We start from the raw sequence: 20,813 nt of genomic DNA, 5'->3' as shown, positions 1-20,813 counted from the left end.
GGCCGCCATGAACGCTGCGCTGCCACATCCGGGCTGGCGGCGCAGGGTCCATCTGATCGTCGATTTCGGCACGGGCGACGATTTCCGCTCGCTGATGGCCCGGCATCCGGAACTCGTGGAGCGCCTGTGCATTGCCTCGAGATCATGATGCGAACCCTGACAGCCCTTATCCTGGCCACGTGCCTCTGTGCCGGCATGACCGCCGCGCCCGCGCAGCAGCGGCCGCCCGCCCCTCCGCCCGGCCCTGCCCTCTCCGCCTCGGGCAGCACCATGGCGGGCAGCATGCTCTCGGTCATCGTCAACCAGGCGCCGCCCACGTCGTTCGTCGCCGTCGCGAAGCCCACCGACGCGCCGGAGACAGCGATGGTCTCGGTGCCGGTCGGGGCCGGCTCCACCGCCTCGATCACGACGCCGGGCGAGACCGGAACCTATGAGCTCAGGCTGCTGCGCGAAAACGACGGCAAGAGCGAGATCCTGGCGCGCCAGTCGCTCGTCACCATGCCGGCCACGGCGACGCTGGCCGCGCCTGAGCGGGTCAAGCGCGGCGTCAGCTTCCCCGCCCGCGGCATCGGCCCCAATGGCGGGCACGACCGCGTCGTCATCACCGAGCCCGGCGCGCCAGTCGAGGCCGAGGGACCGAGCTTCTTCCCGGCCGAGAATGTCGAGGCCACGCTGGAGGCGCCGGAGAAATCCGGCACCTACGAGCTGCGCTACGTGATGAACGCGCCGCTCAGCGGCCAGCGCATCCTGGCCAGACGGCCGCTGCTGGTGGATTGAGCGCCTTCCATCCAAGCCCTCATCCTGAGGAACGATCCGCAGGATCGCGTCTCGAAGGATGCTCCAGAAGGCGCTGTCACCGCGAGCTGGTTCATCCTTCGAGACGCGCCTTCGGCGCTCCTCAGGATGAGGGCTGAGGTTCCGGCGTCATCGCCTCAGGTATCGTGGTCGGGGTGCTGGCGCGAGCGGTAGCGCTCCATGTCCTCGGGCGGAATCTCATCCTCCGTCCGGACACCATGCAGCTCGTAGAGCTCGGCGAAGAACGGCATCTTGCCCTCGATGCCGTCGGCCTCGCCCGGCGGAAACGCAGCTGGGTCGTCGAGGCTGCCGGCCGAGACCGAGAGCCTCCCGCTGCCGCGATAGGAGAAGGTCAGCGGCGTGCCGCAGGCCGGGCAGAAGCCGCGCGACGCCGCTTCAGAGGAGCGGAAGAAGCTCGGCCGCCCACGCGTCCAGACCACGTCCTCGGCGCGCGAGCTGGCATAGGCGCCGAAATAGCCGCCGACCGCCTTCTGGCACATCCGGCAGAAGCAGAGCGAGACCTTGCTCGGCGGCTGGGCCAGTCGGTAGCGCACGGCGCCGCATTGGCAACCGCCGGTGAGGATGGGTGTCGATTCGGTCATGTCGTCTTCCGGCCTAGCGGTCCTTGCAGAAAGCTCTTTACACCGGCCTTCGCTTTGCCAATGTGTCTGAGTTGTGCGGAGCTAATCTAATGCTTAGTCGCATCTTTGGTTTTCTAAATCCGCTCCATAACGCTGAAACCATCACTAAACGATACTTTTTCAGCCCTGGCATGTCTCAAGGACTGTTAGTTCTGTTGGTGCGCCTCAAAGGCGATACAAAAGTGGTGTTTATGATGCCTCGCGCCTCCGACGAAAGTGGCGGCAATCTCGACGGTAATCCAGTCATTTTGCCTTCGGAGACGTTGGACGGGATGATAGCGTTTCTTCAGGAATGCAGGGAGACAGCCGGTCGGAATCGTCCATGACAGCTTCCGCCCCTAAGCAGACATCGCACAGCCGCGCGGTTCGATAGAGGTCACGCAAAGAAAAGCCCGGCCAAACTTGGCCGGGCTTCGCATCTCAGGCAATCGGCCTTGCGATCAAGCAGCCATCGCCGTGCGCAGGTTGTCGCTGACCTTGTCGAGGAAGCCGGTGGTCGAGAGCCACTTCTGCTCGGCGCCGACCAGCAGGGCGAGGTCCTTGGTCATGTCGCCGGCCTCGACGGTGTCGACCGTGACCTTCTCCAGCAGCGCCGCGAACTTGGCGAGCTCGGCATTGCCGTCGAGCTTGGCGCGGTGGCTGAGGCCGCGGGTCCAGGCGAAGATCGAGGCGATCGAGTTGGTCGAGGTCTCCTTGCCCTTCTGGTGCTCGCGATAGTGGCGGGTCACCGTGCCGTGGGCGGCCTCGGCCTCGACGGTCTTACCGTCCGGCGTCATCAGCACCGAGGTCATCAGGCCGAGCGAGCCGAAGCCCTGCGCGACGGTGTCGGACTGCACGTCGCCATCATAGTTCTTGCAGGCCCAGACATAGCCGCCCGACCACTTCATCGCCGAGGCGACCATGTCGTCGATCAGGCGGTGCTCGTAGGTGATGCCCAGCTTGTCGAACTCGGCCTTGAACTCGTTCTGGTAGGTCTCCTCGAAGATGTCCTTGAAGCGCCCGTCATAGGTCTTGAGGATGGTGTTCTTGGTCGAGAGGTAGACCGGGTACTTGCGGATCAGGCCGTAGTTCAGCGATGCCCGGGCGAAGTCGCGGATCGAATCGTCGAGGTTGTACATCGCCATGGCGACGCCGGCGTCGGGAGCCTTGAAGACCTCCTTCTCGATGACGGCGCCGTCTTCGCCGACGAACTTGATCGAGAGCGTGCCCTTGCCCGGGAACTTGAAGTCGGTGGCGCGGTACTGGTCGCCATAGGCGTGGCGGCCGATGACGATCGGCTGGGTCCAGCCCGGCACGAGGCGCGGCACGTTCTTGCAGATGATCGGCTCGCGGAAGATGACGCCGCCGAGGATGTTGCGGATCGTGCCGTTCGGCGACTTCCACATCTGCTTCAGGTTGAATTCCTTCACGCGCCCTTCGTCGGGCGTGATCGTGGCGCACTTCACCGCGACGCCATGCTTCTTGGTGGCGTTGGCGGCGTCGATGGTGACCTGGTCGTCGGTCGCGTCGCGGTTCTCGACGGAGAGGTCGAAGTAGTCCAGCTCGAGGTCGAGATAGGGGAAGATCAGCGTGTCCTTGATCTTCTGCCAGATGATGCGGGTCATCTCGTCGCCGTCCATGTCGACGACGGGATTGGCGACCTTGATCTTGCTCATGTGATGCGACCCCTGCTTCCGCTCGGATTGGAACCATTCCCAACCTGCGGCGGGGGCGCCGCAGGCCGTTGCGGCGCTTCCTAGCTCTTTAAACGCAAAGGGGGAAGCCGGCCTTTTGGGCAGAGGGTGCGCAGCCGCCGCAGCGCGGTTCCGAACCGGCTCAGGCCTCCGCCACGAACCTGAAGGCGCTGCCATTGCGCTCGGCATAGCCGACGCCGGGATAGGCCCAGTGGTAGCCGAGCAGCTTGAGCCGCTCGTTCGCGGCACGATCGACCAGCCTCTTGCGGTTGGCGATGGCGAGGTCCGATTGCAGGTCGAAGCCGAAGCGCCAGTCCGGGTGCTCGAACGAGATCAGGTGGTTCGTCGCCGCATCCGCCGTGATGATCAGGCCGGCGCCGCCGGCGAGCTCGAGCGAGATATGGCCCGGCGTGTGGCCGGCCGTGTCGAGCACCCGCATCCCGGAGACGATCTCGTCGCCCGGCTTGACCAGCGTCACCCTGTCCTTGACCGCGAAGAGGTCGCGCTGCGCGCCGACCGCGAAAGGATGCAGCGCCTCGGGCATCGCCGTCTTGTAGTCGGGATTGGTCCAGAACTGCCATTCGGCGGCGCTGGCATAGTAGGCCGCGTTCGGGAAGGCGAGCTTGCCGTCCTTGCCGAGCGTGCCGCCGCTATGGTCGGGATGGGCGTGGGTGAAGACGACCTTGGTGATCGCGGCCGGGTCGATGCCGGCGGCCTTGAGGTTCTCGACGAGATTGCCGGCCGTCGCCTGGAACTTGTCGCCCGAGCCGGTATCGACCAGGATCAGGTCGGAGCCGACGCGGATGACCGGGATGTTGGTCTTCATCTGGGCGCTGTCGGCGGTGCCGCCGAGGCGCTTCAGCAGGTCGGCCCGCTCATCGACTGATGCGGTCGGCATGATGATCTCGGCCGGCAGGGTGAGATAGCCGTCGCTGATGACGGTGATGTCGAATTCGCCATGCTTGAAGCGGTAGGCCTGCTGCGCCAGCGCGTAGCGCGCCCAGGCCGGCAGCCCGGCAAGCGCGGCCGAGCCGGCGAGAAGGTGCCGGCGGCTGAGCCCCGTCCCGGCCGAAACGATATCGGACATGATCTGCTCCTCTGGCATGATCCGTTCCCGGCATCGCATCGGCGCGGCCGAAGCACGGCGTGCGAGGAAAGCCGGGAGTTGGTTCTCCAACGATACCATGGCCGCGCTTTACGACGGGAGCCCAAACCTGCCGCGCGCCACGCAAGGGGCCCGTGCGGACATGCGGCTTCCCGCAGCGGAACTGACGCACTAGCGTGCGCGCCATGACTCAGCCTTCGACTAAATTCGCTCTCGTCACCGGCGGCACCAGCGGCATCGGCGCCGGCGCCGCGCTCGCCCTCGCGCAGGCCGGCTACGAGGTCCTCGCCACCGGCCTCACCGACGGCGAGGTCGCGGTTGCCCCGCCTCATCCGTCGATCCGCCATGCCAGGCTCGACGTCACCAAGGACGCCGAGGTCGCGGCCATCGTCGCCGCCTGCCCGCGCATCGACGCGCTCGTGAACTGCGCCGGCATGATCCAGCGCGGCGGCAAGGAATTCGAGATCGAGGCCTTCCGCCTCACCGTCGAGGTCAACCTCACCGGCTCGATGCGCATGTGCCTCGCCGCCAAGGACAAGCTCGCGGCGAGCGGCGGCGCCATCGTCAACACCGCCTCGATGCTGACCTTCCACGGCTCGCCCTTCGCGCCGGGCTATGCGGCCTCGAAGGGCGGCGTCGGCCAGCTCACCAAGTCGCTCGCCGCCGCCTGGGCCGCCGACAACATCCGCGTCAACGCGGTGGCGCCGGGCTGGATCGCGACCGAGCTGACCCGCCCGCTGGTCGAGGACGCCGTCCGCTCCGCGCCGATCCTGGCGCGCACGCCGCAGAACCGCTGGGGCCAGCCGAGCGATGTCGGCGGGGCCATCCTGTTCCTGCTCTCGGACGCGGCGAAATTCGTGACGGGTGCGATCCTGCCGGTCGACGGCGGCTACCTGGCGGTCTGACGCCGCCTCCGCCAGCGCTAAAAACACCGTGTCGGCAAGCACTTGCCGACACTTCCGGAATCAAACCGACAACGCCTTGAATCAACCGCTCAAGGAGAGAGATCTCATGAACACGCCCAACCCGATGCCCGTCGAGGCCACCGTCGAAGAGCGCTGGATGCCCTATCGCCATCCGCAGCCGAAGGATTCGCCGCCGGAGCTCGTCGTGCCCAACGTCATTCCGACGGACGAGCGCGTCTGGGTGCCGGTCGACGACAATGTCTGGTTCCGGCCCCTGCTCTTCAGCGCCTCGCGCGGCTACTGGATGAACCTGCTCAAGGTGCGCCGCGCCGGCGTGCTCTCGCGCCACCGCCATCCGCTGCCGGTGCATGGCTACGTCATCAAGGGCAAGTGGCGCTACCTGGAGCACGACTGGGTCGCGACCGAGGGCTCCTACGTCTACGAGGCGCCGGGCGAGACCCATACGCTCGTGGTCGATCCCGACGTCGAGGAGATGATCACGATGTTCCAGGTCAATGGCGCGATGATCTATGTCGATCCGGACGGCAAGTGCCTGGGCTATGACGACGTCTTCACCCGCATCGACAAGTGCCGCGCGCATTACGCCCAGAACGGGCTCGGCGCGGAATATGCGGATCAGTTCATCCGCTGAAGCGCGTCAGCGGCCGAGCTTCGCCAGCTCCACGGCCGCTCTCAGCTCTATGTGAGCGATGACGTCGTCGAGCGCGGGGTCGTCGGTGGTCTCGCGCCGCAGCGACAGCGTCGTCTTCAGGCGCTCCAGCTCGCTGACCTGAACGCGGCCCGACAGCAGGGCTGCCTTCAGCTTGTCGAGCCCGTCGAGCAGGTCATGCCCGCGCCTGGCCTGCCGCTTCTTGCGCTCCTGCGTCTCGCCCTCGGCCTGGACGGCGAGCAGCGTGTCGAGCTGACCCGCGCTGCTGACCGCGCCGCCGCGCGCTGCCGTCGCGCTCTCACGCCCTGGCAGCGAGAACGAGGACGCGCCGGCCCGCTTGCCCTGGCTGGCGGAGCCGGTTCCCGAGACAGGCGTGCGCTGGTCGATGCGGATCATCGGAGCCTCTCATGACGATAGGTCAAGCCTTGGACTGCTATGGTTAACGCAAGGTAAATTACCCGGCAGAAATTGCCGCGTCGGCAGGATCGGTAGGGTCCTGTAGACCTGCCGATCTTGGGGCGAAGATGCAAACAACTGACAAATAAGCACTTTCAATTTTTCGAGGCTTGGCACGCCCTTCGCTAGCCATGAGCTGACCGCACTCGCTCATCCGGTGAAGAATGCTCCGCTTGCCCGCCCTGAAACGACTCGTGACGCCGCTCGCCGCGCTCATCGCGCTCGGCCTCACGCTGGCGTCGGGACCAGTGCAGGCGCTCTCCCGCATCAAGGACCTCGCCTCGGTCGAGGGCGTGCGCACCAACCAGATCCTCGGCTACGGCATCGTCGTCGGCCTCAACGGCACCGGCGACACGCTGAACAACGCCCCCTTCACCAAGCAGTCGCTGACGGCGATGCTGGAGCGGCTCGGCGTCAACACCCGCGGCGCCAACATGCGCACCGCCAACGTCGCCGCCGTGATGGTGACCGCGAACCTGGCGCCGTTCTCGACGCAGGGCACGCGGCTCGACGTCACCGTCTCCGCGCTGGGCGACGCCAAGTCGCTGCAGGGCGGCACGCTGCTCGCCACCCCGCTGCTCGGTGCCGATGGCGAGGTCTATGCCGTCTCGCAGGGTCCGGTCGCGATCTCCGGCTTCTCGGCCGAGGGCGAGGCCAGCAAGGTCACCCGCGGCGTGCCGACCGTCGGGCGCATCGCCAATGGCGGCCTGGTCGAGCGCGAGATCGACTTCGCCCTGAACAAGCTGAAGACGCTGCGGCTCTCGCTGCGCAATCCCGACCTCACCACCGCGCGCCGCATGGCCGCCGCGATCAACGATTTCCTCGGCGGCGACACGGCCGAGCCGACCGATCCCTCCACCGTCGTGCTGCAGATCCCCGCCCGCTTCCAGGGCAACATGATCCGCCTGCTCACCGATATCGAGCAGCTGCGCATCGAGCCGGACCAGCTCGCCCGCATCGTCATCGACGAGCGCTCCGGCATCATCGTGATGGGCAAGGACGTCCGCGTCTCCACCGTCGCGGTGGCGCAGGGCAACCTCACCGTGACGATCAGCGAGCAGCCGCAGGTCAGCCAGCCCAACCCGTTCGCCCGCGGCCGGACCACGGTCACGCCGCAGACCAGCGTCAAGGTCGATACCGAGGGCGGCAACAAGCTCGCGCTCGTCAACGAGAGCGTGACGCTGGCCGAGCTCGTCGACGGGCTGAACGCTCTCGGCATCGGCCCGCGCGACCTGATCTCCATTCTCCAGGCCATCAAGGCAGCCGGCGCGCTGCAGGCTGAAATCGAGGTGATGTGATGACCGCCGCCCTCGCCCTCCCCGCCGCCAGCTTCGCGCTCGGCGCCGCCGGCAAGCTGATCGGCGGCCTGACCGACGCGCTCGACCCGGCCAAGGCCAAGGTCAAGAAGCAGGCCGACGATTTCGAGAGCATGTTCCTGGAGCAGGTCACCGACCGGCTCTTCGCCACCACCGAGGACGAAGGCCCGATGGGCGAGAACGGCACCGGCGGCGGCATCTTCCGCTCGATGATGACGCAGCAATACGCCAAGCAGATCCAGCGCTCCGGCGGCATCGGCCTGTCCGACCAGATCATGCGCGGCCTGCTGCAGGTGCAGGAGCAGTCGGGGGCTCCGGCCGCCCAGGGAGCCGCCAATGTTTCCCGCTAGGCGCGTCGTCGACGAGCGACCCCGCATCGCCAATGCCATCGAGGCGCTGGCGCTGATCGAGGCCGTGCTGGAAACGCTGGGTGCGCTCTCCCATGTCGTCGGCGAGGAGACCGAGCTTGTCCGCGCCGGCCGCCTGCCGGATGCGATGGAGCGCGAGCCGCGCAAGACCGAGCTCGCCGGCATCTACATGCGCGGCGTCGAGCAGGTGAAGCTCAACGCCGTCGCGCTGGCGCGCTTCGTGCCGGACCAGGTCAAGCGGCTGAAGGCGGCGCATCTCGCCTTCCAGGACCTGATCGAGACCAACCAGATCGTGCTCGCGACCGCCCGCGCCGTCTCCGAGTCGATCGTGCGCGACCTCGCCGGCGAGGCCAACAAGCCGATGCGCGCCGCCGGCTACGGCCCGGCCGCGACGGCAGGCAATGCCGCCTATGCGCGCCCGAACTCCGGGCCGCTGATGGTGTCGCGCCAGCTGTAGGCTTCCAGCCGCACGCGAAAAGCGCGCGGCTGCCACCCGATCCCTCAATATTTACCTAATTCCCTTACGGAAGATTCAAATTTTACCGGCATGGTACCGGATTGGATGGGCGTGTCCTGTCCGGGCCTAAAGCTTGATGCCGAAAAGCGGGAACCGGTTTTCGGACAACATCATGCGCCGTTTCTAAGCATACCAAGGGCGGCTGGATGCTGCTCCCCATGCTCCAGAAGGAGTGACCGATGGATTTCGGCAGCCCGACCAAGGCGTCTGCCGTCGGCGTCTTCGCAGCCGCCGCCCGCACAGATGCGCTCGCTACGCGCGGCAGCATTCCCGTGGACCTGCCGCCCGAACAGACCGTGCAATCGGCCAATGCCGGCGAGGCCGTGCGCCTCGACCTCAAGGCCCGCTCCGAGCAGGCCGCCCGCGACGAAGCCGCAAGACAGCAGGGCGACACCCGCAGGCAGGCCGACCGCCAGCGCGAGCAGGCGATGCGCGACGTCATCGAGCGCCGCATCGTGATCGACCCCCGCACCCGCGCGGTCGTCTACCAGAAGACCGACAGATCGACCGGCGAGACCATCACGCAATTGCCAACCGAGGCCATGCTGAAGCTGCGCATCTACTCGCGCGAGCTGACCGAGCGCGCCCGCCAAGCCGAGGCCGAGGGCGGCACCGCGCAATACGTCGAGCGCACAGCCTGAGACAAGCTCGGCCTGCGAAAGCTTGCAGCCGCCCGCCTCGTGCGGGCGGTTTGCGTTTGCGCCCTGCCGCGCCCGTCCGAAGCTCTTAGCGCGCCTTTAACCATGCCCCGGCTTTGCCCCGGGCGGCGCGAATTGACCTAAGGAAATTTACCTCCCGTTACGAGATGCCGGCCGAGTGTCCCCCTCGTCCTCGCCAGAATGGCTTGGGCGCCAGTAGGCAACTTTACCAGAAGGGTAAAACATCATGGCCGTCTCTCTCTCCGCGGGCGTTCGCAATTCGCTTGCCTCCGTCCAGGACATCACCGCCCAGGCCGCCGCCGTCCAGAGCCGCCTTGCCACCGGCAAGCGCGTCAACACCGCGGTCGATAACCCGGTCAACTACTTCACCGCATCTTCGCTGAACAACCGCTCGGACCAGCTCAAGGGTCTGCTCGACGGCATGTCGAACGGCATCCAGACTATCCAGGCCGCCTCGAAGGGCATTGACGGCGTCACCAAGCTGGTTTCCTCGCTTCAGTCCACCGTGAAGCAGGCCCAGGCCGACGCGGCTCAGAACCGCCCGACCAAGGCTGGCGATGCGCTCGCCACCACGGCCGAGAAGATTGCCACCAGCAAGAGCCTGAAGGACATCGCGCTCGACAAGCTGCTGGTGGATGACGATGCCGACGCGACCAACAACGCCGCGACTGAGACGAGTTCAGGCAATGTCGGTGTCGCAACCGGTGCTGTCAGCTTGGCGATCTCGATCGAAGTCGGCGATCCGGCGGCCGGCGGCTCGACTTTCGAGGCTTCGTTCGACGCGGAAAACGCGACCGTCCGCGACCTCGTGAATGAGATCAACAAGTCGGGCATCGCCACCGCCTTCGTCGACGAGAAGGGCCAGCTCAACGTCAAGGGCACCGGCTCGGAAACCGTCAAGTTCGGTCTAGGTAGCGGAGCCGATGGCGACGCCGCTATCACAGACGCTCAAGACGGCACCAGCAACGTCGAGATTGGTTTTGACGTCGTCGATAGGACCACGACCGGTATCGTGGGCGAAGCCATCACCTCCTCGACCCGTTCGAACCTGATCGAGCAGTACAACACCCTGCGCACCCAGATCGACGAACTCGCCAAGGATTCCGGCTTCAACGGCGTCAACCTGCTGGCCGGCGACCAGGTCTCGCTGATCTTCAACGAGAAGACCGGCACCAACCAGAACAAGCTGAGCATCCAGGGCACGACCCTGAACTCGGACAACCTCGGCATCACCGAGGCGACCAACACGACGATCGACGGCTTCACCAACTTCCAGAACGACCTCGATCTGGAGAAGGCGACCGAGCAGCTCAACGGCGCGCTGACCTCGCTGAAGTCGCTGTCGTCGACCTTCGGCGCCAACCTCGCGGTCGCCAACACCCGCCAGGACTTCACCAAGGGCATGGCCGACGTGCTGACGACCGGCGCCAGCAACCTGGTCAACGCCGACGCCAACGAAGAGGCCGCCAACCTGCTCTCGCTGCAGACCCGTCAGCAGCTTTCGCAGACCGCCCTCTCGCTGTCGTCGCAGGCCGACCAGGCCGTCCTGCGCCTGTTCTGATCCACAATCCCTTCGGCCGCAGAAGCGGCTCGTCCACAGAACGTGGGCCGAAGGCAAAAGAGGGCGGCGGAGCGCAAGCTCCGCCGCCCTCTTCTTTTGGCGCGAACGGCGCCTGCCCTCACCCGCGCGGCGAAACGCGCACCTTACCCTGCGTTAACCGATTATTATCCTTAACAAGGAATTATCGGCCCCAGATCAGACTGTTCAGCGCCGAATCGCGCGCTCTGGGGACCGAAGATGGCCAACACGATTCTTTCCAGCGGCGTCCGCAACAATCTTCTCACCCTGCAGAAGACCACGGCCGAGCAGAGCGTCATCCAGAACCGCCTCGCGACCGGACGCGTCGTCAACTCCGCGATCGACAATCCCGTCAACTACTTCACCTCTCTTTCCCTCTACGACCGTTCGAGCCAGCTCAACGGCCTGCTCGACGGCATCTCGAACGGCATCCAGACCATTCAGACCGCCTCCAAGGGCATCGACGGCATCAGCGATCTGGTCAAATCGGCGCAGTCGACGATCAAGCAGGCCCAGGCCGACGCGGCCCAGAACCGTCCGACCAAGGCAGGCACGGCACTGGCCACCGCCGGTGAGAAGGTCGTCTCCAACAAGAGCCTGAAGGACATCGCGCTCGACAAGAATATCCTCGATGCGACCGGAGGCACGACGGGTGCTGACGCCGCGACAGCTTCCAGTGCAGGCGATCTGGGCCTCGACCCGGCGAACTCCCTTCTGGCAATCTCGATCACCGCCGGCGACACGACCTATTCCGCGACGTTCGACGGCACGAATGCGACCGTTCGCGACGTCGTCAACGAGATCAACAAATCGGGCGTCGCGACGGCCTTCATCGATGAGAAGGGCCAGCTCAACGTCAAGGGCACAGGCTCCGAGACCGTCGCCTTCGGCTTCGGCGCAGCCGCACCGGCGACCGATCCCACCGACCCGGCTCTGGTCGCCGCCGCCAAGCAAGCCGCAATCGACGCGGCCGAAGCTGTGGCGACCAACTCGAACACCGCCCTGGGTTTCGACGCCGCGGACGGCGATGTCGCCTCTTCCGAGCTGACCTCCTCGAACATCACGTCGTCTACCCGCTCGAACCTCATCGAGCAGTTCAACACCTTGCGCGAGCAGATCGACCAGCTCGCCAAGGATTCGAGCTTCAACGGCATCAACCTGCTCCAGGGCGACGCGCTCTCGATCGTCTTCAACGAGAAGACCGGCGTCAACCAGACCAAGCTCAACATCCAGGGCTCGACGCTGAGCGCCAACAATCTCGGCATCGAGCAGGCGACCAACACCCAGCTCGACGGCTTCGTCAATTTCCAGAACGACCTCGACCTCGACAAGGCGGGTGCGGCGCTGACCGGCGCCCTGACCTCGCTGAAATCGCTCGCCTCGACGCTCGGCTCGAACCTCTCGGTCGCGCAGACCCGGCAGGACTTCACCAAGGAGATGGTCAACACGCTGACCATCGGCGGCGACAACCTCGTCCTGGCCGATCCGAACGCCGAAGGCGCCAGCCTGCTCGCGCTCAACACCCGCCAGCAGCTCTCGCAGACCGCGCTCTCGCTCGCCAACCAGGCCGACCAGGGCGTGCTCCGGCTCTTCGGCTGACGCTTCCGCCGGAAACCCCGCCCTACCCTATTAGCCAGAAGGCAGGACCGACATGGCACTCAAGGTCGAGCTCAAGCCGAACGAGCGCATCATCATCGGCCAGGTGGTCATTCGCAACGACGAGCAGCGCACGCGCTTCTTCATCGAAGGCGAGGCGCCGATTCTACGCGAGAAGGACATCCTGACCGCCGCCAGCGCCGACAGCCCGGCCAAGAAAATCTACTTCGCCATCCAGCTGATGTACCTGACGCAGGATACGACGCATCAGCACGAGATCTATTTCCAGCTCGTACGCGACTTTCTACAGGCAGCACCGAGCTCTTTGGCGTATATGACCGAGATCAATAACACCATTTTAAGTGGTGAACTGTACAAGGCGTTGAAGGCAGCCAAGAAGCTGATCGCTTACGAAGCGGAACTCATCGCGAATGCAACACGGGTTTAATGCCTACGCCGCTGCCGCCAAGACGGCCCAGTCGACCGTCTCCCCCCGAGAACTCGAAGCCTCCCTGCTGATCAAGGCCGCCGCCAGGATCCAGACCGTCGCCGACGACTGGGCGATGCGCTCAGGCGAGCTCGACGAGGCGCTGACTTATAACCGCCGGCTCTGGACGATCCTGGTCTCGGCCGTCACGGCCGAGGACAACCCGCTGCCGGTCGAGATCAAGCGCAACATCCTCGGCCTCGCCAACTTCATCTTCAACCATACGATCCGTGTCTCGATCGAGCCGGCTCCGCAGAAGCTCGCGGTACTGGTCAGCATCAACCGCGACATCGCGACGGGCCTCCGCGGACGCTGAGCTGACAGGCCGGCGAGGCGGAGCGGACGAGCCGTCCACGACCTGCGCGCCCTACCACCCCGCCGGCGGCAGCGGAGCCTGGACCAGCGGCAGCAACCGCGAATCCTCGATGGCGGCCGTCCGGTGCCCGAGGCCGGCGAGGTAGGTATCATGGCTGGCGAAGGCCATGAAGGCCTGCACCGAACGCTGCCTCACCAGCATGGCGCGGTCCCACCGCTCGCCTTCGGGACCGATGAGGAAGGGCCCGCCCTCTCCGAGGAAAAGAAGCGCGCCACCACTTTCCGCCAGATAGGGAAGGGTGTGTTCGATATATCGGTCATAGGCCTCGGCGCCGCTGATCGGTTGTGCCGGCGCCAGTTGGGGATTGCCGGCATAGTCGGCGACGTCGCGTAGCCGCAGCAGGTTCAGCATGACGACCTCCCCCGGAATGGCACGCATGAAAAGGGCGCGCCCAGCCTCCTGGCTCGGCTCAAGATAGGCTTGCATCGGCTGGATCTCCCGGTGGTGATGGGGCTGCTCTCGTCATCAGGGCTTCTGCATGGGAACGGATATCCGGCGGCCACGTGCGCGCATGTTCAACAAGGCCTGTTCGGTCGTCCGCGAACAGTGCGCGCACCGCCTCCTCGAAACCCTCGAAGTTGCCGGCCATCGCCGACATGAAGGCGTAGGCGGCCTCCTTCGCGGCTCGCGCCTCGCTCCTGCCGCCATCGCCGCGCCGCGCTTCGTCGACTAGGCGGCGGAGTACTTGCGACGCCCCACCCGGCTGCGACGCCAGCCAGTCCCAGTGCCGCGGCAGCAAGGTGACCTCCCGGGCGACCACACCCAGCTTCGGCCGCCCCCGACCCTGCCTCGCGCCATCGCCCTCGCTGCGCCGGGCAGACTGGTTTGCGCGCCTCGCCGCCTCGGCGCGCTGCGCCAGCCGCGCCACGATCTCCGCCGTCGTGCCGCGCAGGTCGAAATCGACCACAGCACCCGTCGCATCGTCGAAGGCCAGGAATGAAGCGGTGGGGGCAGCGTCCATCGCAGCCTTCACGGCCAGCGCGACGTCGATCAGCGGACCGGCGGCGATGCGGCGCGCATCCTGGAAGGCGGTGCAGGGCTTGGACAGAAGAAGGGGCATGGCGTGGCTCGTTGGAGAGGAGCCAATTTATACCCAGGTAAAATTATTGAATCAATTATCACCCAGGTATAAATTGGCGTGACTCTCGAATCCGTCCGGCGACCCGCAACGAAGGAACTGAATCTTGAACCGAGAGGATAGGAAGGCCGCCGTTGCCGCCTACAAGGATCGCAAGGCGGCCGTGGGCATCTACGCGGTGCGCTGCAGCGCGACCGACCAACAATGGGCTGGGAGCGCGCCGGACCTCGCCACGATCTGGAACCGCCTGTGCTTCACGCTTCGGCAAGGTGTCAGCCCGCACCGCTCCCTTCAGGACGCGTGGACAGAGCACGGCGCCGAACGCTTCGCCTTTGACATCCTCGAACGGCTCGACGACGAGCAGCTCGCCCATGGGCGCGATCGCATCTTGCGCGATAGGAGGGCATACTGGTGTGCGACCCTGCCGGCCGAGCCGATCTGAGCGGCCCCGTCAGAGATAATTCGTCAGCGACAGCTGCGCGAGCATCGAGGTCGTCTGATAGCTCGCCTGCAGGCGCGTCTGCAGGGAGAGTATCTGCACCGCGACCTCTTCGGTCGTGACGTTCTCGACGCCGTCGAGCGTCGTCTGCAGGTAGTTCTTGGTCGCGCTGTGCCGCTCCTTCGCCTGGCTCAGCCCCGTCTGGGCGCTGCCGAGCTCGACGACGATCTCGGACGGCGTCTGCTCGTTCTCGGCATAGCCGATCCGGTTGCTGACGCGCTCGGCCAGGGCCTCGTAGCCCGCCTTCGAGTTCGGATCGCTGGCCGGGAAGGTCTCGGTGGCGAAGATCGCGAGTTGCGCCAGGCCGATCTGGAAGGCCTGCTCGTTGGCTCGCGCGCCCGTATTGACGCTCTGGCTCTGATCGACCTGGACGGTCGAGGTCGCGCGCGCGCTGCCGGGGCCGTCATCGCCGCGATACCAGATCACGGTGTTCGCGTCGGTGCCGGGCGCGGGCGCCGCAGTCGCGGTGTCGAAGGGCGGGCCGGGCACGCGCAGCGGCGGGTTGCTCGGGCTGCCGGCGAAGAAGTTCTCGGCCGCGACCGAGGCCGAGGCGGCCGAGAGCGAGGTCTTGGCCTCCTTGCCCAGCGCCGCGGTCATCGCCGTGCGCAGGTTGCCGGCGGTCGCGGTCGGGTCGGCGCCGATCTCGAACGTGGTGGCGCCGTCGCCATCGGAGCCGGCGGCCCGCGCCGTCAGCACGACCTCCTCCGTCGTGCCATCCGGCAGCGCGACCTGGACGCGCACGGCGTCGCCCGGCTGCGGCTGGGCGGTGACGTCCACGGCGATATTCGCCGGCGGGCCGGCGGTATAGGTCGGCGTGATGCCGGCGGAATTGGTCGTGGCGCCCTTCAGCTTGAAGCCGTAATTGGGGTTGGCAGCCTCCTCCGCGATCGACACCGTCGTCGCCGCGCCGCCGACCGTCAGCCGGCCGAGCCCGGCCGTGCCGAGATCGGCCTGCTTGCGCTCGGAGACGAGCTGCCGCAGCCCGGCGCGCCCGGCGCCGTCGCCGTCCATGATCAGCGAATAGCTCGCCACCGGCTCGACATCGGAGGTCCGGCCGGAGAACAGGAAGCGCCCGTCGACATCGACGTTGAGCAGGTCGAGCGCCTGCTTGAACTTCTCCTCGGCCAGCACCTGCGGCGCCGACAGGCCGGTCGAGCTCGGCACGTAGCTGTCCGGCCGGGCGTCGTTCTTGGTCTCGGTGGTGAGCTTGTAGAAGTTCTCGACCGATTGCGTCGCGAGCTTGAGGTTGACGTCGGCGCGCTGGATGCCGGTGAGCCAGGAATCCAGCGAGGAGATCTTGCCGTTGACGTCGAGGCTGGTGCGCCGCTCGATGCCGAGCCCGGCATAGGTCGTGCTGCGCTTGCCGGTGTCGAGCTGGCGCAGCAGGTCGTTCAGTTCGCCCCGGTTGGTGACGAACTGGTTCGGCTGGGCCGAGCGGTAGGCGCCGCTGCCATAGGATGTGATCGTCATCTTAGACCCTCATCAGCATGTCCATCATCTCCTTGACCGTGGAGATGATGCGGGCATTGGCGGCATAGGCGTTCTGCAGCTCGATCAGCATCGACATTTCCTGGTCGACATTGACCTGCGCGGTCTCCTGGAAGCGGCTCTGCACGGTGGCGAGCGCCACCTGCTGGCCCTCGTCGAGCCGCTGCGCCGCCTCGACCGCCTGCCCTGTCGAGGAAACGACGCGCTGCACGAAATTCGAGATCGTGCCGGTCGAGGTCGCGGTTGAGCCGTCGACCCCGGTCGCGCGGGTGAAGTTGCGCTGGCTCTGCGTCAGCCGGTCGAGCAGCAATGACGGGCGCGTGCCGTCGCCCTGCGGCGTCGTCGGGTCGATCTGGACGAGCTTGGAGCGGTCGGCGATCAGGCCCGGATTGAGCTTGATGCGCGCCGCGAAGCCGGCCGCCTGCGACCCGCCCTCGTAGGAGCCGGTATAGGCGGCGTTGTTGCGGCCGCCATCGACGAAGAAGGGCAGCTCGGCCGAGCCGTTCAGGCCGGTCGCCGTCGGGCGCGCGGTCAGGCCGAGCACGTCGCGGGTATTGCCGGCGCCGTCATCGACGATGCTGATGCCGGTGCCGGTATTGGCGACAGTGAAGCCGGTGCCGACCGCCGCCTGGATCTGCGCCGCGACGTCGCCCGAGAAGTCGATGCCCACCACGGTGTTGCCGGCATCGCCGCTGGCCGAGGCCGGCAGCGGCAGCGAAGCCGCCGATTCCGCCCGCACGAAGGTGAAACGCCGCGTCTCGCCGCTCGGCTGGACCTTGTAGTCCAGCGTCACGGTATTGCCGGCCTGGAGCCCGGTCAGGTCGACCTGGAAGCCGGTCGCGGCGCCGGCCGTCACGGGGGTGCCCGCAACCTCGCGGTCGGAGAGCGCGCTCGACATCTGCGCAGCGATCTCGTCGAGCTGCGCCTGCGCCTGGACCAGGGTCTTGTCGCGCAACTCGATATTGGCCGCGATCTCGCCGGACTTGAACACCCGGTTGGCGATGGCGTCGATAGCGCCACCGCCCGACGAGCTGCGCATCGTGATCGTGCCGACGCCGCGCTTGGCCGGGTCGGCGTTCCACTGCGATTCCGGGCCGATGCTCTCGTGCTGGTCGAAGGAGAATTTGACGGCCGGGCGGCCGTCGAAAATCTGCGTGCCCGAGGTCGTGATGATCGAGAGCGAGCCGCGCGCATCCTCGCTGGTGCGGACGTCCATGTATTGCGACAGGTCGGCGACGATGCGGTCGCGCTGGTCGCGCAGGCTGGCCGAGCTCGCATCGTTCGGGCTGCCGACGATCTTGGCGTTGACCGAGGTCAGCGAGTCCAGCAGGTCGTTGACCTGCTTCACGCCGCTGGCAATGCCGCTCTCAGCCTGGCGGCGCAGGTCCTGCACGCCGTTGGAGAGGCCGTTGAGCCGGTTCGCCAGTTCGTTGGCGCGGTCGAGCACCGCCGAGCGGTTGGTATAGGAGGACGGGTCATCCTCGAGCGCCTGCAGGGCGCTGGTGAAGCTGTTATAGACCGAGTCGAGCGCGGTCGCGCTGCCCGGCGCGCCGAACAGCTCGTCCAGCTTCGACATCGCGTCGGCGCGCGTCGAGGTGTAGGCGGCCCCGGCGCTTTCCTGCCAGAGCTGATGCTGCACGATCTTGTCGAGCAGGCGCTGGACGTTGCTGCTGGTGGTGTAGCCGCCCTGCGTCTCGACCGTGCTGACACTGCGCCGGACATAGCCCGGCGAGTCGGCATTGGCGACGTTCTGCGAGATGATGTTGAGCCCGACCTGCGTCGAGCGCAGGCCGGAGATCGCCATGTTCAGGGACGAATTGAGGCCCATCGGCAGTTCCTCCTCTCAATCCTTCTGGATTGCGCGGTCAGCGGCCAAAGCATTTTCAAGCGAAGTGGATTCCGGTTCGCGTGAAGAAAATGCGTGAATTCAAAGAGACGGCTCAGCGGATGATGCTGAACACGTCGCGCAGCATGTCCTGCGCCGTGGTGATCACCTTGGTGTTGGCCGAATAGGCCTGCTGGGTGACGATCATCTTCGAGAACTCGTCGGCGATGTCGGTATTCGACTGCTCGACATTGCCGCCGATGAGCTGCGAGGTGCCCAGCCCGATGATTGGCGGGCCGGACTCGATCGTCTCCTCGAAGGCGCCGCCATCCAGCCGCTTCAGCGCGTTGCCCGCGTTGAAGCGGGCGACCGAGAGCTGGGCCAGCGCCACGACCTGGCCATTGCTGAACGTGCCGATGAGCTGGCCGGATTCCGAGACCTCGGTACGGTCGAGCGTGCCGGCGGTATAGCCGTTCTGGCGGATGCTGCGGGCATCGATCTCGCCGCTGACGTCGCCGTTCTGGGTCAGGCCGTCGCCGCCGGTGGTCAGGGTGATGCCGGTGATCGCAGTCCCCGCGATCGTCATGTTCGGCAAGGTGATGTTGCCGTTGGCCGGGTTGGTCATTTGACCGCTGGAGTCGAAGGTGATGCTGGTGCCGACATTGCGATAGGCGACAGCCGCCCCGGTCGCGCCGGTGTTCTCGGCGACGAAGAGGTTCCAGGTATCGGGAACCGCGGGCACGGGCGGCGGGCCCACCACTGCCGGCGCAGCCTTCGCGGTCTTGGCCCAGCGCAGTTCGACGGTGGTCGCCTGGCCGAGCTGGTCGTAGACCGTCACCGAGCCGCCCGCGAGCGACTCGTTGAGGAACCGCTGCGTGTCGGTGCCGATGACGACGCCTGTCGCCCCCATCGGGCTCGTGGTGTAGCCGGCCGGGTCGATCAGTTCGGAACCCGGCACATTCGGATCGGCGTTCTTAGTGCCCGGGAAGGACGGGATGTTGGCGCGGTACTCGATCGAGGTCGTCGCCTTGGCCGGATACTGCTCCTGCGTGATGCGCAGCACCTCGGGCTGGGTGCCGATCAGCTGACCGGTGACCTGATCGATCTTCAGGCCCTTGAGGTAGTAGCCGGCGCCGTTGACCAGATAGCCGTTGGCGTCGAAGTCGAAATCGCCGCGGCGGGTGTAGAGATTGCTGTTGGTGAACTGCGTGTTGGCGCCGACGCCGCTCTGGCGCTGGTCGACGACGAAGAAGCCGTCGCCGTTGATCGCGACGTTGGTGTCGATGCCGGTCGGCGCGAGGTCGCCCTGGATCGTGTTCGTGGTCCGGCTATAGGCCGCGACCGAGCCGGAGACCTGCCGGTTCAGCGCCGAATCCGGCACGAGATCGGCGAAGCTCGTGTCGACCCGCTTGAAGCCGGCCGTCCGCGAGTTGGCGATGTTGCCGGAGATGTTCTCAAGCGCATAGGACTGCGCCTGCATCCCGGAAACCGCCGTCGTCAACGCATTGAAAACACCCATGACACCCTCGCCTCGCCTGGCGGACCTGAAAGCCGCCTGATACGTCGCGAAGCATTCTGCACGGGCCATGCCACGCGCCTGTCTACGCATTTTCAATGGGTTACATGGTTTACCGAATCTAACGCGTCGGCTCCAGCCGGGCAAATTCCGCGCTGGCCGGCAAATCTTGCCGGGACGATCAGGGCGTCTCCGAGCTGCCGCGCCAGGACGACAAGTCGCCCGCGACGTCCGACAGCGTCGGCGGCTCCACCTCGACGAAGGGCAGCGGCCGGCACACCGCCAGCGCGGCCAGTCCGATCCGGGCCGTCAATAAACCGTTGAGCACGCCCTCGCCGAGCTTGGCCGAAAGCCGCGCCGCCAGCCCCTGCCCGATGACCTGCTGCACCAGCGCATCGCCCGCCGCGACGCCGCCGGTGACGACGAGATGGCCCATGACCTGCCGCGCCAGCCTGAGCAGGCCGAGCGCGCCGGGTCGTCCCGCATAGATGCCGGCAATCGCCCGCAGCAGCCGGGCGCAGGCGACGAGCACGAAGACGACATCGACCAGCGCCCGCGGGCTGACCGCCGTGACCAGCGAGACCCGCCGCGCAGCGGAGGCGATCTGCGCCTGGGCGGCGGCATCGAGCGGTGCGATCACGCTGCGCTCGGCCACCGCGAGCACGTCGCGCGGCGCGAAAAGCTGCGGCAGGCTGTCCGCCAGCTCCGCCCGGCCCTTGGCCGTCTCTGGCCGCGAGGCGTAGAGGCGCTGGAGCTCGCCGGCAATGTCCTTGGCCTGATCGAGCGTGCCACCGGCCAGCACCGTCACCGCGCGCTCGCGCAACGCCTCGACGCGGCGCTCGCGCAGGATGTCGCGCAGCACCTTGGCCAGCATCACGACCAGCGCCAGCGCGGCGACTGCGGCGCAGGCCGCCGCCGCATAGCCCAGCACCGGGTTCTCGTTCATCAGCGAGGTTACGGTGCGCTCGATCCAGACACTGACAGAGAGCGCCAGGAAGCCGGAGAGCCCGGCAACGAAAAGCGTGCCCCAGCTGATGCCGGAGCGCTTCTTGATGGGCACCGCGACCGGCTCGACCGGGTCGAACGGCTCGCTCTCGGGCAGGATTTCGGCCTGCGCCTCCGGCGTGGCCGCATCGAGGCGCACGGCGCGTGGAGCCTTGCTCATGACCTCTCCTCAGCACGCATTGGCAGCAAGAGGCGCGGGAGCCCTCTCCTGTAAGGAGGGTTGGGAGAGGTGTAGGCCGTTCGACGCCCGAAACGCGAC

At 66.6% G+C, this 20,813-nt stretch carries 24 protein-coding genes; 14 read left to right on the top strand and 10 right to left on the bottom strand.

Features of this window, described 5'->3' with window-relative positions:
- Window positions 1-7: 7 nt before the first annotated feature.
- Window positions 8-148 carry a hypothetical protein gene (locus DWF00_RS29380; RefSeq protein ID WP_181832472.1) on the top strand — a complete coding sequence of 47 codons (141 nt, stop codon included), beginning with the start codon at window positions 8-10 and terminating at the stop codon, window positions 146-148.
- 47 nt (window positions 149-195) lie between these two features.
- Complete coding sequence (locus tag DWF00_RS09555) at window positions 196-777, top strand: hypothetical protein (protein ID WP_114827365.1); 582 nt, start codon at window positions 196-198, stop codon at window positions 775-777.
- A 155-nt stretch (window positions 778-932) separates the two neighbouring features.
- Here the strand turns inward: DWF00_RS09555 and DWF00_RS09550 are convergent, their stop codons facing one another.
- Entirely contained in the window at window positions 933-1,397 is a 465-nt protein-coding gene (locus tag DWF00_RS09550; protein WP_114827364.1) for a GFA family protein, read from the bottom strand.
- A gap of 89 nt (window positions 1,398-1,486) precedes the next feature.
- On the opposite strand from DWF00_RS09550, the gene DWF00_RS29040 reads away from it, so the two are divergent.
- Complete coding sequence (locus DWF00_RS29040) at window positions 1,487-1,762, top strand: hypothetical protein (protein WP_147283622.1); 276 nt, start codon at window positions 1,487-1,489, stop codon at window positions 1,760-1,762.
- A 114-nt stretch (window positions 1,763-1,876) separates the two neighbouring features.
- Here the strand turns inward: DWF00_RS29040 and DWF00_RS09545 are convergent, their stop codons facing one another.
- Window positions 1,877-3,091, bottom strand: coding sequence for an NADP-dependent isocitrate dehydrogenase (locus tag DWF00_RS09545; RefSeq protein ID WP_114827363.1), 1,215 nt, complete (start codon window positions 3,089-3,091; stop codon window positions 1,877-1,879).
- A 160-nt stretch (window positions 3,092-3,251) separates the two neighbouring features.
- On the bottom strand, window positions 3,252-4,196 hold the full coding sequence (locus DWF00_RS09540; protein ID WP_114827362.1) for an MBL fold metallo-hydrolase: 945 nt from the start codon (window positions 4,194-4,196) through the stop codon (window positions 3,252-3,254).
- A 203-nt stretch (window positions 4,197-4,399) separates the two neighbouring features.
- Between DWF00_RS09540 and DWF00_RS09535 the strand changes: the two genes are divergently transcribed.
- Both DWF00_RS09535 and DWF00_RS09530 read left to right on the top strand, forming a co-directional pair.
- A complete protein-coding gene (locus tag DWF00_RS09535) occupies window positions 4,400-5,119 on the top strand; it encodes an SDR family oxidoreductase (RefSeq protein WP_114827981.1) in 720 nt (239 codons plus the stop codon).
- Between the two features lie 106 nt (window positions 5,120-5,225).
- Window positions 5,226-5,771 carry a 2,4'-dihydroxyacetophenone dioxygenase family protein gene (locus DWF00_RS09530; RefSeq protein WP_245973813.1) on the top strand — a complete coding sequence of 182 codons (546 nt, stop codon included), beginning with the start codon at window positions 5,226-5,228 and terminating at the stop codon, window positions 5,769-5,771.
- Between the two features lie 6 nt (window positions 5,772-5,777).
- On the opposite strand, the gene DWF00_RS09525 is transcribed toward DWF00_RS09530, so the two are convergent.
- Window positions 5,778-6,185 carry a flagellar assembly protein FliX gene (locus DWF00_RS09525; RefSeq protein WP_245973812.1) on the bottom strand — a complete coding sequence of 136 codons (408 nt, stop codon included), beginning with the start codon at window positions 6,183-6,185 and terminating at the stop codon, window positions 5,778-5,780.
- 224 nt (window positions 6,186-6,409) lie between these two features.
- On the opposite strand from DWF00_RS09525, the gene DWF00_RS09520 reads away from it, so the two are divergent.
- From DWF00_RS09520 to flaF, 8 genes are all read left to right on the top strand, one after another.
- Window positions 6,410-7,543, top strand: coding sequence for a flagellar basal body P-ring protein FlgI (locus tag DWF00_RS09520; RefSeq protein ID WP_114827360.1), 1,134 nt, complete (start codon window positions 6,410-6,412; stop codon window positions 7,541-7,543).
- Window positions 7,543-7,911 carry a rod-binding protein gene (locus DWF00_RS09515; RefSeq protein ID WP_114827359.1) on the top strand — a complete coding sequence of 123 codons (369 nt, stop codon included), beginning with the start codon at window positions 7,543-7,545 and terminating at the stop codon, window positions 7,909-7,911. The genes DWF00_RS09520 and DWF00_RS09515 overlap by 1 nt, the downstream gene beginning before the upstream one ends.
- The gene (locus tag DWF00_RS09510; RefSeq protein WP_114827358.1) at window positions 7,898-8,386 is read left to right on the top strand and encodes a hypothetical protein; all 489 of its coding nucleotides are present in this window, start codon (window positions 7,898-7,900) and stop codon (window positions 8,384-8,386) included. Before DWF00_RS09515 ends, DWF00_RS09510 begins: the two co-directional genes overlap by 14 nt.
- 239 nt (window positions 8,387-8,625) lie before the next feature.
- On the top strand, window positions 8,626-9,087 hold the full coding sequence (locus DWF00_RS09505; protein ID WP_114827357.1) for a hypothetical protein: 462 nt from the start codon (window positions 8,626-8,628) through the stop codon (window positions 9,085-9,087).
- Window positions 9,088-9,331: 244 nt separating this feature from the next.
- Window positions 9,332-10,666, top strand: a complete 1,335-nt coding sequence (locus tag DWF00_RS09500) for a flagellin N-terminal helical domain-containing protein (protein WP_114827356.1) — start codon at window positions 9,332-9,334, stop codon at window positions 10,664-10,666.
- 237 nt (window positions 10,667-10,903) lie between these two features.
- The gene (locus DWF00_RS09495) at window positions 10,904-12,283 is read left to right on the top strand and encodes a flagellin N-terminal helical domain-containing protein (protein WP_114827355.1); all 1,380 of its coding nucleotides are present in this window, start codon (window positions 10,904-10,906) and stop codon (window positions 12,281-12,283) included.
- A 52-nt stretch (window positions 12,284-12,335) separates the two neighbouring features.
- On the top strand, window positions 12,336-12,728 hold the full coding sequence (gene flbT, locus DWF00_RS09490; protein WP_114827354.1) for a flagellar biosynthesis repressor FlbT: 393 nt from the start codon (window positions 12,336-12,338) through the stop codon (window positions 12,726-12,728).
- A complete protein-coding gene (gene flaF, locus DWF00_RS09485; RefSeq protein ID WP_114827353.1) occupies window positions 12,712-13,083 on the top strand; it encodes a flagellar biosynthesis regulator FlaF in 372 nt (123 codons plus the stop codon). Before flbT ends, flaF begins: the two co-directional genes overlap by 17 nt.
- Before the next feature lie 51 nt (window positions 13,084-13,134).
- On the opposite strand, the gene DWF00_RS09480 is transcribed toward flaF, so the two are convergent.
- Window positions 13,135-13,569 carry a DUF1330 domain-containing protein gene (locus tag DWF00_RS09480; RefSeq protein ID WP_114827352.1) on the bottom strand — a complete coding sequence of 145 codons (435 nt, stop codon included), beginning with the start codon at window positions 13,567-13,569 and terminating at the stop codon, window positions 13,135-13,137.
- Entirely contained in the window at window positions 13,553-14,203 is a 651-nt protein-coding gene (locus tag DWF00_RS09475) for a DUF2239 family protein (protein WP_114827351.1), read from the bottom strand. The genes DWF00_RS09480 and DWF00_RS09475 overlap by 17 nt, the downstream gene beginning before the upstream one ends.
- Before the next feature lie 124 nt (window positions 14,204-14,327).
- Here DWF00_RS09475 and DWF00_RS09470 point away from each other — a divergent pair, with 124 nt between their 5' ends.
- Window positions 14,328-14,663 (top strand): GIY-YIG nuclease family protein, encoded by a 336-nt coding sequence (locus tag DWF00_RS09470; protein ID WP_114827350.1) that lies wholly within the window; start codon window positions 14,328-14,330, stop codon window positions 14,661-14,663.
- Between the two features lie 9 nt (window positions 14,664-14,672).
- Here the strand turns inward: DWF00_RS09470 and DWF00_RS09465 are convergent, their stop codons facing one another.
- From DWF00_RS09465 to DWF00_RS09450, 4 genes are all read right to left on the bottom strand, one after another.
- Window positions 14,673-16,190, bottom strand: a complete 1,518-nt coding sequence (locus tag DWF00_RS09465; RefSeq protein WP_114827349.1) for a flagellar biosynthesis protein FlgL — start codon at window positions 16,188-16,190, stop codon at window positions 14,673-14,675.
- A 1-nt stretch (window position 16,191) separates the two neighbouring features.
- A complete protein-coding gene (gene flgK, locus DWF00_RS09460) occupies window positions 16,192-18,036 on the bottom strand; it encodes a flagellar hook-associated protein FlgK (protein ID WP_114827348.1) in 1,845 nt (614 codons plus the stop codon).
- Window positions 18,037-18,148: 112 nt separating this feature from the next.
- Window positions 18,149-19,552 (bottom strand): flagellar hook protein FlgE, encoded by a 1,404-nt coding sequence (locus DWF00_RS09455; protein ID WP_181832471.1) that lies wholly within the window; start codon window positions 19,550-19,552, stop codon window positions 18,149-18,151.
- Window positions 19,553-19,730: 178 nt separating this feature from the next.
- On the bottom strand, window positions 19,731-20,714 hold the full coding sequence (locus DWF00_RS09450; RefSeq protein WP_114827346.1) for a YcjF family protein: 984 nt from the start codon (window positions 20,712-20,714) through the stop codon (window positions 19,731-19,733).
- Window positions 20,715-20,813: the final 99 nt, after the last annotated feature.

This window comes from Allobosea caraganae (genome assembly GCF_003351345.1).
Taxonomy (GTDB): Bacteria; Pseudomonadota; Alphaproteobacteria; order Rhizobiales; family Beijerinckiaceae; genus Allobosea; species Allobosea caraganae.
This window is presented reverse-complemented; position numbering and strand designations above follow the sequence as displayed.